The organism is Mycobacterium sp. BMJ-28 (assembly GCF_054404835.1).
Genome location: NZ_CM136783.1, coordinates 1,072,159 through 1,085,083 on the forward strand (window position 1 = coordinate 1,072,159; position 12,925 = coordinate 1,085,083).

Below are 12,925 nucleotides of genomic sequence, written 5' to 3' on the forward strand. Positions count from 1 at the left end.
CAATTCCGCCGGGCTCTGCGGGCTCGACTAGCATTGACTGGTATCCGCCACCGGGGTGCGGCCGGCGGGCGACATGAGCGCAGGTGCCGGCAATGGCGGATTTACCCGCAGACGACGACGGCACGACGGCGCGCGCGGATCTTCAGGCCGGGCTGACCCGGCTGGCCGGATTGGTGGCAGACAGTCTCGATCTGCCCCATGTGCTCGCCGAGGTGGCCGCCTCGGCGGTGCGTGCGATACCGGGTGCCGATGGTGCCGGCGTGACACTGCTACGTCCGCAGCGGCAGGACGATCCGGTGGTGGCGGTGGCCGCGAGCGCGGCCTTCGTCGCCGAAATCGATGCCATCCAGTACGAGACGCTGCGCGAGGGGCCGAGCATCACCGCGGCACTACTGCGGCGCACCGTGCGCTCTGGCTCGTTGGGCGGGAACAAACTATGGCCGCGGTTCGGCCCCCGGGTGGGCAGGCTGGGGGTGCACAGCGCACTGGCGGTACCCCTGCTGTTGGCCGATCAGGTCGTCGGCGCGATCAGCGCTTATGCCCACGGCAAGGACGCTTTCGATGAGCATTCGGCACACGTCGGCGAACTTTTCGCCAAGCCCGCGGCCGTGGCGGTGCACAACGCGTGGATTCTGGCCGAAGCGCTGGCACTGACCAGCCAGCTGCAGGCGGCGTTGGCGACGCGACCGGTGATCGATCAGGCGATCGGCATCATCCGGGCTCGCACCGGCCGAAGTGAAGGGGACGCGTTCGACCAGTTGCGGCTGGTGAGTCAGGCCGAGCAACGCAAGCTGGCTGAGGTGGCCGAGCAGATCGTCGACGATGCCGTGCGTCGTGCCCGACTGCGCCGGGCTGACCAGGCCGCGAACGGTCGCGGGGTGTAGTCTGAGAGTTGTTGGGAACCCAGCCAGTCCGGGATGAGTCAGCTGTCCGCCGTTGATCTCACCGAGCAGCCGCTCGCGCCGGACATGTCGGTGACGTCCCGCTGTCTGGATCACCTTGAATTCTCCTGTCGATCTTCAGTTTTCGCACACGCCGTTGCTGGACCGCATGCCGTCCAGCACTCCCAGCTTCGGGATTCTGAGCACGTATCCGCCGACGCCGTGTGGATTGGCGACCTTCAGTGCGGCACTGGCGGACGGGTTGTCCGCCAACGGATCCCAGGTGAACGTGGTGCGGGTGGCAGACGGTACGCCGACCCGTAGCAAGCGCGTGGTGGGCGAGCTGACCAACGGATCTGCCGCATCGGTCGCCGCCTGCTCGGGCCTGCTCAATGCGAGCGATGTCGCCGTCATCCAGCACGAGTACGGCATTTTCGGCGGTGCCGACGGTGACGAAGTGGTGGGTATCCTTGGCGGACTGGATATTCCGTCCATCATTGTGGCGCATACGGTACCCAAGGATCCGAGTCGGCATCAACGTTCGGTGCTGGAGGCGGTGGCGGCGCTGGCCGATCACGTGGTGGTGATGTCGGAGTCCGCCAAGGTGCGTCTGTGCGCCGGTTACGACGTCGATCGCCGGAAGATCTCCACCATCGCACACGGGGCAACAGTCCCTGCGGGCGTCCACACCAAGCGCAGTGGTCGGCCGACCGTGCTGACGTGGGGTTTGCTCGGCCCTGGCAAGGGTATCGAGCGCGTCATCGATGCGATGGGGGCGCTGCACACTCTCACCGGCAGCCCGCGGTACGTGATCGCCGGCCGTACACATCCGAAGGTGCTTGCCGCAGAGGGCGAGTCCTACCGCGAGGCGCGCACCGAACAGGCGCGCCGGATCGGAGTGGCCGGCGCCGTGCAGTTCGACGCCGGCTACCGCGACCAGGCGTCCCTGGCCGAGTTGGTGCAGTCCGCGTCGGTGGTGGTGCTGCCGTATGACTCCACCGATCAGGTCACCTCGGGTGTGTTGGTCGATGCGATCGCCAGCGGACGTCCGGTGGTCGCCACCGCTTTCCCGCATGCCGTCGAACTGCTCGGCTCCGGAGCGGGCATCGTCGTCAGCCACGATGATCCGATGGCGATGGCGACGGCCCTGCAACGAGTGCTGACCGAACCCAGGTTGGCCGGTGCAATGGCCGCCGAGGCCCGCCGACTGGCACCGGCGATGGCCTGGCCTGTGGTGGCTAACTCGTATCAAGCTCTGGCGCAACGGATTCTGGCGACACGTTCGAAGCTGACATGAGCCCCACAGTGGCTAAGTTCGACCATCTGCTGCAGCTGTCGGACCGCCACGGCACCTTCGAACACGCCTGCGGGACCACCCCTCGTCGCGAGCACGGCTACTGCACCGACGATATGGCCAGGGTCCTGGTGGTCACTGCGCGCGAACCGGGCGCCGACGGCGCCGTGCACGCGCTGGCCCGGGTGGCGGTGCGCTTCCTGGACGAGGCGCAGGCCTACTCCGGGGGGTGCCGAAACCGAATGGACCATACGGGCCGGTGGACTGACGATTTCGCCTTCGAGGACAGCTGGGGTCGGTGTTTGTGGGGGCTGGGAACGGCCGCCGCGCACAGCGGTGTCGGATTGATTCGCAGTTTGTCGGTGGTGCAGTTCGAGCGAGCCGCGCATGGCCGCTCGAAGTGGCCCCGAGCCATGGCCTTCGCGGCTATCGGCGCCGCGGAACTACTCGGTGTGCACCCCACCAATGTCGCGGCCCGCAAGCTCATCGACGACTACGTCGCCGGCATACCGGCACCGACTGCCGACCCCGCGTGGCCGTGGCCCGAGGCTCGGCTCACCTACGCCAATGCCGTGATCGCGGAGGCCATGATCGCAGCGGCCGATGTGATCGATGATCAGGTGCTGGGTCAACGCGGGCTGGACCTGCTCGGCTGGTTGATCGACCGCGAGACGAACGGGGACCATCTGTCCCCGACACCGGCGGGTGGTTGGACGGCCGGTGAACCACGGCCGGGTTTCGACCAGCAACCCATCGAGATATCCACCTTGGCCGATGCCTGCGCACGTGCGGCGACGGTCGATGCCCGCGCGATCTGGCCGGACACGGTGCGGGCCGCAGCGGCCTGGTTCGAGGGTGCGAACGACGCCGCGACACCGATGTGGAATCCGGCCACAGGCGGCGGATACGACGGGTTGCACGCCGACGGCGTGAACGTCAATCAGGGCGCCGAGTCGACACTCGCGGCGCTGTCGACCTTCCAGCAGGCTCGCCACTTCGCCACTGTGCCGCAGTGACGTCGTTGGGCGAAGGTCTCGCCACCCGGACCCCGGTGCGGCTGGCGGCCGATCGATCACGCGTGATCGCCCGGTTGTTCGTGCCGGGCCAAGAGGGCTTTGAGACCCAGGAGTCCCGAACGGGCGCGGTACTGGCACGCACCCTTGCTCTGGACGAGGACGACGTTCGGGCGACCCTAGACGATGTGGTCATCCGGTTCGACCGGCGTCACCGCGATCTCGTCGGGACGTTTCGTCGTCACGCACGGGAGTTGGCCGACCGATTAAGCCCGGGTCTGGAACTCACCGAGGCGCGAATCTTGTTGTTGGGCGCCATGTTCACCAGCGAGTACGCCATAGAGGGCGCTGCGCTGTGCAATCCGAGCATCGTCGTCCACCCTGATCAGTCGGGCATGGCCGAGGGCGCTCTGCGGTTTGTGATGAGCGTGCGTGGTATCGGTGAGGGGCATCGGTCCTCGATCGGGTTTCGAACGGGCACCGTAGATGCGGCCAATCGGGTCAGCCTCGACGAGGGAGCTCGGTTCGCCTCCGTCGGGGCTACCGTGCCGGCACTGCTCGATGCCGCCGTGTTCCGCAGCGAGCTGGCCAGGATCAACGACGCGGGGGAGGCCGCCGACTATGTACTCGACGGGCTGGGGGAGAGGTTCACCCGTTCCGATCTCGACGAGCGGTTGGAACGTCTGCACCGGCACCGGCGTACCCGGTTGCACGCCGCGAAGACGATCGAGTCCATCTCCGAGGTCGCCGACCGCACCTACGGCATCGAATTCTCCTCGGATACCGTCCTTTCCGAGCGGGTGCTGTGGCCGGCCGCCGAGGCCGAGGCCGCAGGGATGGAAGATGCGCGGTTCGTTCGTTTCGTGGACGACGACGGGACGGTCACCTACCACGCCACCTACACCGCCTACAGCGGATCGCGGATCAGTCAGCAACTGTTGACCACCAGCGATTTCACCTCTTTCACCTCGCAACCGATCCTGGGTGGCGCGGCCGCGAACAAGGGGTTGGCACTGTTTCCCCGCCGGATACATGGGCGCTTTGCGGCGATGTCGCGATCCGACCGGGAGTCCAACACCGTCGCCTTCACCGATCGACTCACGGAGTGGACGACCACGGCCGCTTGCCAGCGCCCCACCGAGGCCTGGGAGGCGCTGCAGTTGGGCAATTGCGGTGCACCCATCGAAACCGACGCGGGCTGGCTGGTTCTGACGCACGGGGTGGGGCCCATGCGCACCTACGCGATCGGAGCGATTCTGCTCGACCTCGACGACCCGGCCCGGATGATCGGGCGGCTGCCGCATCCGTTGCTGAGCCCCGCCGACGATGAGCAGGACGGGTATGTGCCCAACGTGGTGTATTCGTGTGGGGCCTTGGTACACGCCGACACCCTGGTGCTGCCCTACGGAATCTGTGACGGCGCGATCGGCATCGCCACCGTGCCAATGCAGGCCCTGCTTGCCGCGATGTTGCCGGCGTAACGTCCGGCCGCGCCGCCAGGCGCCGGATTCAGCTCTCGGGATTGGTCCCGGTCACCTGGAAGATGACGCGGCGGCCGATTTCCACGGCGTGGTCGGCATACCGTTCGTAGAACCGGCCCAACAGCGTGATGTCCACCGCGCTGGCCACGCCGTGCTCCCACTCCTTGTCCATCAGCACGGTGAACAGGTGCTTGTGCAGATGATCCATGGCGTCGTCGTCGCGACTGATCTGGGCGGCCTTCTGCGGATCGCGCGACAACACGACCTCCCGGGCACAGTTGCTCAATTCGACTGCGATGCGGCCCATTTCGGCGAAGTAGCCGTCCACCTCTTCGGGTACCGCGTGGGTAGGGTGACGACGACGGGCGATCTTGGCCACGTGCAGGGCCAGTCCGCCCATCCGTTCGGAATCCGCGACGTTCTGCATGGAACCGACCACCAGTCGCAGATCGCTCGCGACGGGTGACTGCAAGGCCAGCAGGACGAACGCGGCCTCTTCGGCCTGGGTGCGCAGCGCGGCGAGGTGATCGTGGTCGGTGATGACCTGTTCGGCGGTCGCCAGATCGGCCTGAAGCAGCGCCTGGGTGGCGCGTTCCATCGCCAACCCGGCCAGGCCGCACATCTCGCTGAGCGTCTGGGTGAGCCCGTCGAGCTGCTCTTGGAAGGCGGTGCGCATTGTCCCACACTAGATGCTGACCGCCCTGGCATGCGCATTTGATGAACTCACCGTGAATGCGGTCTGGCTGGCTGGTGAAACGAGTTGCCTCCGCCGCCGCGCACCGACTACCAAGAGAGGACCGCTGATATGTGGCCGGGGGGCCGAGGGGGAAACGTGGCGTTATCCGATGTTCTCGCGCGCATATTGCTTTTCCTTCGCGCCGGCTATCCCGAGGGCGTACCGGCCGCCGATTACATCCCGTTGATCGCGGTGCTGCGGCGTCGGCTGTCCGACGACGAAGTGCTTACGCTGACAAACAATTTCATCGCCGACGGCAGCAAGCCGGCACAGGGTACCGACGTCCGGGTGGCGATCACCAAACTGACCGACGAGATGCCCTCGCACGAGGACGTGCAGCGGGTGGAGCGACGGCTGCTGGCGGCCGGCTGGCCGATCGACGACCCGCTGACATTCCCCAAATAGGTTCGCCGGCACGTGACGATCGACAACCAGGTCCCCCCGCCGGTGGTCGGCGATGCCGTGGTGCTTCGCCTCACCAAGCCCGCCGAACGAGCCCAGGCCGAACTCTTCGTCGAGGTCCTCCTCGACGAGATCGCCACGATGGAGTCGAAGATCGGCAAGGCCGAAGCGCTTTGGCGGCGTCGATGCGAGGAGAAGGGCTACGTCGATCCACCGTGCCGGATTGCCGTGGTACGCGAACGCATCGAAGCGGCGAACCGGATGCTCGATGCACTCGACGCGCGTTTTCTGCGGACCGCACGGTCGTCGACGCCGCGGGAATAGCTGCGGCCCGCGGCGATGTTGCCCGCCAGTATGAGTAGACCTTTCGGAGAGAGTGCCCGCGAAGAGTTCCTGGCCGCCAAACACGTCGGGGTGCTGTCGGTGACGGCATCTGACGGCCGGCCGCCCGCGAGCGTCCCGATCTGGTACGACTACACCCCCGACGGATTGATCCGGATCAACACCGGCGCGGCATCACGCAAGTCCAAGCTCATCAAGGACGCCGGTGTGGTGACGCTGGTGGTGCAGCGAGAAGAGCCCCCGTACCAGTACGTGGTCGTCGAAGGCAGTGTCGTCGAGACACTGGAGCCGGCACCGCTGGAGGTCAAGGAAGCGATCGCGATCCGGTATCTCGGCGAGGAGGGTGGACGCGCGTTCGTCGAGGGGATGAAGGACGTCCGCAGTGTGCTGTTCATCGTGCGCCCCGACCGGTGGATCACCGCCGACTATTCCTGAGGAGCATCCACTTCTGCCTGGCGGTTCCCCCGGCAACGGTCTGTACCGGGGGAACCTGGCGCAGAGACCACCCGGGCTGGACCTCGCACGCCTGCGCCTACTAATCCCCGCCCGGCCCTTGGTCGAAACCTGTGCCGGGTCGCACTCAGGGTTGCAGCACAAGTTTTCCGGTCATCCGTCCCGTGCGGCTGAGCCGGTGCGCCTCCTCGGCATCGGTGAGCGGCAGGATTTGGGCGATGTGCACCCGCAGGGTTCCGTCGGCGACCGCGGCGATCAACGGCCGCAGCCGCGCCCCGGTCGGTCTGCCGAGAATGCCCTTGGATTTCCGTGGGGCCAACAGCTGCGAGACCGCGGCGCGGGCATCATCGCCGGCCACCATGATGTGCCGTCCGCCGGGCGCGAGCAGGGCGCGGCACCGGGCGCCGGGATAGCCGCCGGCGCAGTCGACGATCACCGTGAACGGTCCGTGCGCGCGCGCCTGTGCCAGCGGGTCGCCGGCGGTGTAATCGATGACCACGTCGGCACCCAGATCGCGGACCCGTTCGGCATTGGCGCTGGAGCAGACTCCGCCGACGTAGGCGCCTTCCCGTTTGGCGATCTGCACCACCAGCTGACCGACGCCCCCGGAGGCGCCGAGCACCAGCACCCGACGGTGGCCGGCCGGCGCCCGGCGGATCCGGCCCAGCTCCACCACCGCCCGCCATGCGGTGACCCCGGGGATGGGCAGTGCCCCGGCCACCGTGATGTCCACCGAATCGGGCACCCGGCACACCTGGCCTTCACGCACCAGCACGGTGTCGGCATAGGACCCGTGCTGCCTGCGGGCGAAATTGGTACCGCCTGCCACCCGATCGCCCACCGCCACGTGTGTCACTCCGGGACCGATCGCGTCCACCACCCCTGCGAAGTCGACCCCCACGATCACCGGCGGTTTCGGGCCCAGCAGCCGCGCCGCCCAACGCAGCGGACCGTGGCTTCGCATCTTCCAGTCCACTGGGTTGACCCCGATGGACTGCACGCTGACCCGGACTTCGCGCTTGCGCGGTGCGGGTGTGGGCAGCTCGATCAGCTCCAGCGGTGCCCCGGCCGCCCAGGTTCGCTGGGCCATCGCCTTCACGGCGCGTGTCCTGTCGATGATCGATCCACCCGCACAGCGTAGTGAGCCCCACGGCCGGTCGTGATGAGAATCAGCCGCTCGCAATCCAATTGGTGACCCGCCCGACCCGGAACCGCACCGGCGCCGACATCACGCGAATACCCCCGGATTTCCACCGCTGCCCGTCGCCTGTCGCCTAAGGTTCCAAGACGACGGAGCGGAGGATTCGGTGACGGCGTGGCTGGTGGAGAACGTCCCGGCGGGGTTTTTGCTGATCACCCTCATCGCGGTCTTGGCGGGCGGTGCCGTGGTGGTGCTCCGGGTGATACGCCACCGTTTTCCGGCGCTGACCTTGGACGAGCACAACGACGTCACCCGGTTCACCTACGGCGTCATCGGTTTCGTCTACGCGTTCTTCATCGGTTTCGTGGTGTCGTCGATGTGGGGGTCGATCAACACCGCCGACGGGAATGCGCGCAACGAGGGTGCCACGGCCGTGCAGATGGCCGCCGACGCCACGGTGTTCGCGCCGGCCGACCGGGACCGGGTCAGAGCGGCGCTGCTGACCTATGAGAATGCGGCGATCGCCGAATGGACCGGTGGGGGCAACCAGCGCTCGGCGGCCGCCGACCGGGCGCTGACCGAGCTCCGCGGCGCCTACGGGCAGGTCGAACCGACCACCGATGTCCAAAAGACGTTCTTGGCAACATCTTTCAGTAATTTCGACAAGATCGGGCAGGCGCGGACGGTGCGTATCCTGCAGGCCCGCAACGACGACGGGCCGCCGTGGCCGCTGTGGGCGGTCATCTTCATCACCAGCGCCATGGTGCTGGGCACCGCCATCATCTACGGAGTCCAGCGACCCGCGATGCACTACCCCATGGTGGTGGTAGTCGCAGTCCTGGTGGCCACCAACCTGTTCCTGGTACTGGAGCTGGCGCACCCGTTCCTCGGTGACATCGCCACCTCACCGGATCCCTTGCACGAGGCCGTCCGGGTGCTCACCGAGCCCGCCCCCTAGTCCCGGTTCGCCAGGTACTCACGCACGTCGTCGTCGAGCTGAACCCCGAAGCTGCGCAGCATCCAACCCAGCGTCTCGTACGCGCCGACGGTGAAGATGACATCGAGGATCTGCTCGGTGCTCAACTCGGCCGACAGCGTGGCCCACGTGGCGTCGCCGATCATCCCGTCGGCAACCAACTCGTCGGCGCAGCGCAGCAGCGCGGCGTCGATCTGCGACCACGTCGAGGCGTCCGGGCCCCAGGCGATGGCGGTGACCTCGCTGCCGGAGATGCCGACGTCCCCGGCGATCACCACATGCTGGGCCCACTCGTATTCCGACTGCCGCAGTGCCGCGGTGCGCAGGATGAGCAGTTCGCGTTGCCGCGGGGTCAGCGACGTCGCCGACAACAGATGACCGTTGAAGGTGAAGAAGGCCCGCGCCAGTTCCGGGTGGTAGGCGAGCGCGCCGAGCACGTTCAACCCCTTGGGCCTGCCTTCGGTGGCGATCTGCGCATGCCGGCGCACCGGCGGGTTCATCGCGGCGAGGGCATCGCGCATCGCAGGCGGCCACTGCTTGGGCGGCAACGGGTCAACACGGGTCATTCAGCCGGTCCTCTCGTACGGATGGCGGTGGTGGAATCCGGGGTTTGTGCCCTGATCGGTCAGGGCGGTCTCCCAAGATTGCCCCACCGCCTCCGACGGCGGCAGCGCGAGGCCCGGTTAGGTCATCTGCTCGAGGCGAATCAGCGGGTGGAGATCAGGTGGCGGCGGGTTCCCGCAGTCGCCACAAGTTGTTGGACAACATCTTCTGCAATTTGTCCACCACGGCGGTCACCTCGGCGTCGGTGCCCACGAATCCGGCGTAGAAGCCCATGCCGAACATCAGCACCAGCAGCATCTCCACCAGGGTGTCCGGATCGGTGCCGGCGTCGAGGTGTCCCTGCGCCGATGCCTCATTGACGGCTGTGGTCACGAATGCGCGCACATCGTCGCGCGGGGCGTAGGCGTCTTGACTCAGTTCGGGATGACGGTGGGACTCCAGCATCGAGGTGACCAGGAATGCGGCGGCGGAGTCGTACTCCCGGTGGGCCAGCATCATTCCGCTCAAGAACGCCGACAACCGGTCGACCAGGGTGGTCTGCGTAGCGGCGGCCGTGACACCCGCGGTGATCAACACGGCGTTGGTTGCCGTCAGCACCTCTTGGTACAGCGCCCGCTTGTTGGAGAAGTAGTGATTGATCGCCGGTCTGGTCAGATCGGCGCGCTCGGCGATGCCCTGAAAGGTAGCCGCGTCGTAGCCAAGTTCGCTGAAAACTTGCCGAGCCGCACGAATGATTCGCTCACGAGTCTCCGAACCGTTAGCTGCCCGGGGGCGACCGCGAGTGCGGCGCAGCGCTTGAGTCATACGCGGAGTTTGCCACACTTATCTGACCCGTGCGTAGAAATGCCTCTCATCACCTCATACTCAGTCGCTGCACAGCAAAGTTTCGTCCGCGTTGTGGCTTCTCCCCGGACCAGGCCGTAGCCTCGTGACGTGTCTGGAGTGACCGATGCGCGCGCCGGTGAACTGGCCGCATTGGAATTCTTCGCGGGTTGCCCAGCCCCGACCTTGACGCCCCTGGCGGCACTGTTGCAACCGCTCGTCGCGGCACCCGGTGAGGTGCTGATGCGCCAGGGCGAGCACGCGGGGTTCTTCCTGCTGATCGGCTCCGGGTCCGCCGAAGTCACCCACATCGGTGAGGACGGCGAGCCGACGGTGGTGCCCTTGCATCCCGGTCTGGTGGTCGGGGAGATCGCCCTGCTGCGCGGCATCCCGCGCACCGCGACGGTGACGGCCACCGAGCCACTGACCGGATGGGTCGGTGGCCCCGAAGCATTCGCCACCATGCTCGAACTGCCGATCCGGGGCGAGCGCAGTGACGGCGTCGAGTCGGTGCTCAACCGGATGGTGCGGATCGCCCGGCAGCGACTGGCGGCGTTCCTCACCCCACTCCCGGTGACGCTGCGCGACGGCGCCGTCCTGTACCTGAGGCCCGTGCTGCCCGGTGACAACGAGCGCACCATCCACGGGCCGGTGAAGTTCTCCAGCGAGACGTTGTACCGCCGGTTCCAGAGCACCCGCGCGCCGACGGCGTCGCTGATGGCCTACCTGTTCGAGGTCGACTATGTCGACCACTTCGTCTGGGTGCTCACCGACGGCCCGGACGGGCCGGTGGTGGCCGACGCGCGTTACGTGCGCGACGGGCATGACTCGACGACCGCGGAGATCGCGTTCATCGTGGGCGACGCCTACCAGGGCCGCGGTGTCGGCACCTTCCTGATGGATGCCCTGGCGGTGGCGGCCCGGGCCGGCGGGGTCACCACGTTCACCGCGCGGGTGTTGACGGAGAACTATCCGATGCGGGCCATCATGGACCGGGCCGGCGCGCACTGGGAGCGCGACGATCTCAACGTGGTGACTACGGTTGTCGGCGTGCCCGCTGTGTCGATGAACCCGCGACGGTACCGCGCCATCTACGAGATGGCCCGCAAGGCGATGCGAGCGGTGGGCTGATGGCTGGCGCCGGCCGGAGGCCGGAGTTGAGTAAGGACACCCGGCTGTGCATCTCGCTGGCCGCTCGGCCGAGCAATATCGGCACCCGCTTCCACAACTACCTGTATGCCGAACTCGGGCTCGACTTCATCTACAAGGCCTTCACCACCACCGACATCGCCGCGGCCATCGGCGGTGTGCGGGCACTGGGAATCCGGGGCTGCTCGGTGTCGATGCCCTTCAAATCCGATGTCCTCGCGCTGGTCGACGAGGTCGAACCGTCGGCGACGGCCATCCAATCGGTCAACACCATCGTCAACGACGACGGCCAGCTGCGTGCATCGAACACCGATTACCTTGCGGTGCAACAGCTGATCGACGAGAACGGGCTCGATCCCCACGACACCGTGATCATCCGGGGCAGCGGCGGCATGGCCAGCGCGGTGGCAAGTGCGTTCCGGGACAGCGGTTTCGGTGCAGGCGTCATCGTCGCGAGGAACGTCGCAACCGGTCGCGCGCTGGCCGACCGGTTGGGCTTCGACCACGCCACCGAGGTCGGTTCGCTGCGGGCGCCGATCCTGGTGAACGTCACCCCGATCGGTATGGCGGGCGGCCCGGAGGAAGCACAGCTTGCCTTCGACGATGACGTGATCGCGGAGGCCCGCACGGTGTTCGATGTGGTGGCACTGCCCTCGGAGACGCCGCTGGTGGCCGCGGCGCGGGCGGCGGGCGTCGCGGTGATCACCGGTGCCGAGGTGATCGCGCTGCAGGCCGCCGAACAGTTCGAACGCTATACCGGGGTGCGTCCGACACCGGCACAGGTCGCCGCCGCCTCGGCCGTATCACGCGCCTGATGTGTTGCGGCGCAAAGTACGTCGTGTGACTGTCAAGGTGCGTTGACGACGACGATGGGCCGTCGTACCCGCTCGAGCATGTGCCCGGTGAAGCCCGCGTACATCAACCGGCCCTGGACGAACCAGTTGATCGACGAATGCACCGCGGCCGCGGTCGGAGATGCGTCGTCGGGCAGGCTGATCTCGAACGGCAGCACCACCGGCACCCCGGCGCGAAGCGGAATTCGCTTGCCCAGCGCCACGATTCGACCATCGAGCTGAGTGCCCGGACCGGGCGTGCGGGTCAGCGGATGCGATTCCCGATCACGCTGCCAGGACACCGCGAAATCACCGTCGGGCAGGTCCATCGTGGGGGTCAGGGTGGCCTGGCCGGTGATGGTCTCCCCGGCCCGGTACACCGGCTTGGACAACGCGAGGTCGATGACCGTCTCGGCGGCCCCGGAGACCACCTCCTGCGGCTCGACATAGGCTTCGACGTCCGCGGTGCCGATCAGCACGGTGAATTCGCCTCGGGTGTCGACATCTTTACCTTCACGGTCGACCGTGAGCCGGCATTCCCAGCGCGCGATCGCCGATGCCGACGCCGGCGCCCAGGACGGGATGCGAAACGTCGACGCGGCGCCGGTGAACTGCCCGGTGGCGATCGGAATGTCCTCGACGATGACGCTCACCCAGTCCTCGGTGTCGCGATCACCGCCGTAGCTGGTGCCGACCTGGTCGGCCGTCCAGATGGTGTCGTTGGCCGTCGCCGCGGCGGAGTCGACGCGACCTGCCCAGTGGTAGCGGTAGAAATTCGTGTAACCCCAGTCCAGGCGCGCGGACCGGACCTTGTCGATCGGCTTATCGGTGGTCACCG

At 67.2% G+C, this 12,925-nt stretch carries 15 protein-coding genes; 10 read left to right on the top strand and 5 right to left on the bottom strand.

Going from position 1 to position 12,925, the window contains the following annotated elements; all coding sequences use genetic code 11:
* Nucleotides 1-92 precede the first annotated feature (92 nt).
* The 4 genes from ACXPWS_RS05340 (at nt 93) to ACXPWS_RS05355 (ending at nt 4,669) form a co-directional block, all read left to right on the top strand.
* Nucleotides 93-884 (top strand): GAF and ANTAR domain-containing protein, encoded by a 792-nt coding sequence (locus ACXPWS_RS05340; protein WP_458711444.1) that lies wholly within the window; start codon nt 93-95, stop codon nt 882-884.
* 166 nt (nt 885-1,050) lie between these two features.
* A complete protein-coding gene (locus ACXPWS_RS05345) occupies nt 1,051-2,178 on the top strand; it encodes a glycosyltransferase (protein ID WP_458711445.1) in 1,128 nt (375 codons plus the stop codon).
* On the top strand, nt 2,175-3,191 hold the full coding sequence (locus ACXPWS_RS05350; protein ID WP_458711446.1) for a glycosyltransferase: 1,017 nt from the start codon (nt 2,175-2,177) through the stop codon (nt 3,189-3,191). Before ACXPWS_RS05345 ends, ACXPWS_RS05350 begins: the two co-directional genes overlap by 4 nt.
* Complete coding sequence (locus tag ACXPWS_RS05355) at nt 3,188-4,669, top strand: glycoside hydrolase family 130 protein (protein WP_458711447.1); 1,482 nt, start codon at nt 3,188-3,190, stop codon at nt 4,667-4,669. Before ACXPWS_RS05350 ends, ACXPWS_RS05355 begins: the two co-directional genes overlap by 4 nt.
* 28 nt (nt 4,670-4,697) lie before the next feature.
* On the opposite strand, the gene phoU is transcribed toward ACXPWS_RS05355, so the two are convergent.
* Complete coding sequence (phoU, locus tag ACXPWS_RS05360; RefSeq protein ID WP_458711448.1) at nt 4,698-5,345, bottom strand: phosphate signaling complex protein PhoU; 648 nt, start codon at nt 5,343-5,345, stop codon at nt 4,698-4,700.
* 156 nt (nt 5,346-5,501) lie between these two features.
* Between phoU and ACXPWS_RS05365 the strand changes: the two genes are divergently transcribed.
* The 3 genes from ACXPWS_RS05365 to ACXPWS_RS05375 are packed head-to-tail and all read left to right on the top strand — an operon-like array spanning nt 5,502 to nt 6,584.
* Nucleotides 5,502-5,810, top strand: coding sequence for a DUF3349 domain-containing protein (locus tag ACXPWS_RS05365; RefSeq protein WP_458711449.1), 309 nt, complete (start codon nt 5,502-5,504; stop codon nt 5,808-5,810).
* Between the two features lie 12 nt (nt 5,811-5,822).
* Nucleotides 5,823-6,131, top strand: coding sequence for a hypothetical protein (locus tag ACXPWS_RS05370; RefSeq protein ID WP_458711450.1), 309 nt, complete (start codon nt 5,823-5,825; stop codon nt 6,129-6,131).
* Nucleotides 6,132-6,161: 30 nt separating this feature from the next.
* Nucleotides 6,162-6,584, top strand: coding sequence for a pyridoxamine 5'-phosphate oxidase family protein (locus ACXPWS_RS05375; RefSeq protein ID WP_458711451.1), 423 nt, complete (start codon nt 6,162-6,164; stop codon nt 6,582-6,584).
* 145 nt (nt 6,585-6,729) lie between these two features.
* On the opposite strand, the gene ACXPWS_RS05380 is transcribed toward ACXPWS_RS05375, so the two are convergent.
* Complete coding sequence (locus tag ACXPWS_RS05380) at nt 6,730-7,692, bottom strand: NAD(P)-dependent alcohol dehydrogenase (protein WP_458711452.1); 963 nt, start codon at nt 7,690-7,692, stop codon at nt 6,730-6,732.
* Between the two features lie 217 nt (nt 7,693-7,909).
* Between ACXPWS_RS05380 and ACXPWS_RS05385 the strand changes: the two genes are divergently transcribed.
* Entirely contained in the window at nt 7,910-8,701 is a 792-nt protein-coding gene (locus ACXPWS_RS05385) for a bestrophin-like domain (protein ID WP_458711453.1), read from the top strand.
* On the opposite strand, the gene ACXPWS_RS05390 is transcribed toward ACXPWS_RS05385, so the two are convergent.
* On the bottom strand, nt 8,698-9,285 hold the full coding sequence (locus ACXPWS_RS05390) for a carboxymuconolactone decarboxylase family protein (protein WP_458711454.1): 588 nt from the start codon (nt 9,283-9,285) through the stop codon (nt 8,698-8,700). The two genes, ACXPWS_RS05385 and ACXPWS_RS05390, sit on opposite strands and share 4 nt — an antisense overlap.
* Nucleotides 9,286-9,439: 154 nt before the next feature.
* A complete protein-coding gene (locus tag ACXPWS_RS05395; protein ID WP_458711455.1) occupies nt 9,440-10,087 on the bottom strand; it encodes a TetR/AcrR family transcriptional regulator in 648 nt (215 codons plus the stop codon).
* A gap of 129 nt (nt 10,088-10,216) precedes the next feature.
* On the opposite strand from ACXPWS_RS05395, the gene ACXPWS_RS05400 reads away from it, so the two are divergent.
* The gene (locus ACXPWS_RS05400; protein ID WP_458711456.1) at nt 10,217-11,236 is read left to right on the top strand and encodes a GNAT family N-acetyltransferase; all 1,020 of its coding nucleotides are present in this window, start codon (nt 10,217-10,219) and stop codon (nt 11,234-11,236) included.
* Entirely contained in the window at nt 11,236-12,069 is an 834-nt protein-coding gene (locus ACXPWS_RS05405) for a shikimate 5-dehydrogenase (protein WP_458711457.1), read from the top strand. Before ACXPWS_RS05400 ends, ACXPWS_RS05405 begins: the two co-directional genes overlap by 1 nt.
* A 32-nt stretch (nt 12,070-12,101) precedes the next feature.
* Here ACXPWS_RS05405 and ACXPWS_RS05410 read toward each other — a convergent pair whose 3' ends face one another.
* Nucleotides 12,102-12,923 carry a vacuolar protein sorting-associated family 26 protein gene (locus ACXPWS_RS05410; protein WP_458711458.1) on the bottom strand — a complete coding sequence of 274 codons (822 nt, stop codon included), beginning with the start codon at nt 12,921-12,923 and terminating at the stop codon, nt 12,102-12,104.
* Between the last annotated feature and the right edge of the window lie 2 nt (nt 12,924-12,925).

Excerpts from the sequence above, each read along its gene's own strand:
- phoU (WP_458711448.1), bottom strand. The coding sequence starts at position 5,345 with ATGCGCACCGCCTTCCAAGAGCAGCTCGACGGGCTCACCCAGACGCTC.
- ACXPWS_RS05405 (WP_458711457.1), top strand. The coding sequence starts at position 11,236 with ATGGCTGGCGCCGGCCGGAGGCCGGAGTTGAGTAAGGACACCCGGCTG.
- ACXPWS_RS05350 (WP_458711446.1), top strand. The coding sequence starts at position 2,175 with ATGAGCCCCACAGTGGCTAAGTTCGACCATCTGCTGCAGCTGTCGGAC.
- ACXPWS_RS05340 (WP_458711444.1), top strand. The coding sequence starts at position 93 with ATGGCGGATTTACCCGCAGACGACGACGGCACGACGGCGCGCGCGGAT.
- ACXPWS_RS05345 (WP_458711445.1), top strand. The coding sequence starts at position 1,051 with ATGCCGTCCAGCACTCCCAGCTTCGGGATTCTGAGCACGTATCCGCCG.
- ACXPWS_RS05395 (WP_458711455.1), bottom strand. The coding sequence starts at position 10,087 with ATGACTCAAGCGCTGCGCCGCACTCGCGGTCGCCCCCGGGCAGCTAAC.
- ACXPWS_RS05375 (WP_458711451.1), top strand. The coding sequence starts at position 6,162 with ATGAGTAGACCTTTCGGAGAGAGTGCCCGCGAAGAGTTCCTGGCCGCC.
- ACXPWS_RS05380 (WP_458711452.1), bottom strand. The coding sequence starts at position 7,692 with ATGGCCCAGCGAACCTGGGCGGCCGGGGCACCGCTGGAGCTGATCGAG.
- ACXPWS_RS05390 (WP_458711454.1), bottom strand. The coding sequence starts at position 9,285 with ATGACCCGTGTTGACCCGTTGCCGCCCAAGCAGTGGCCGCCTGCGATG.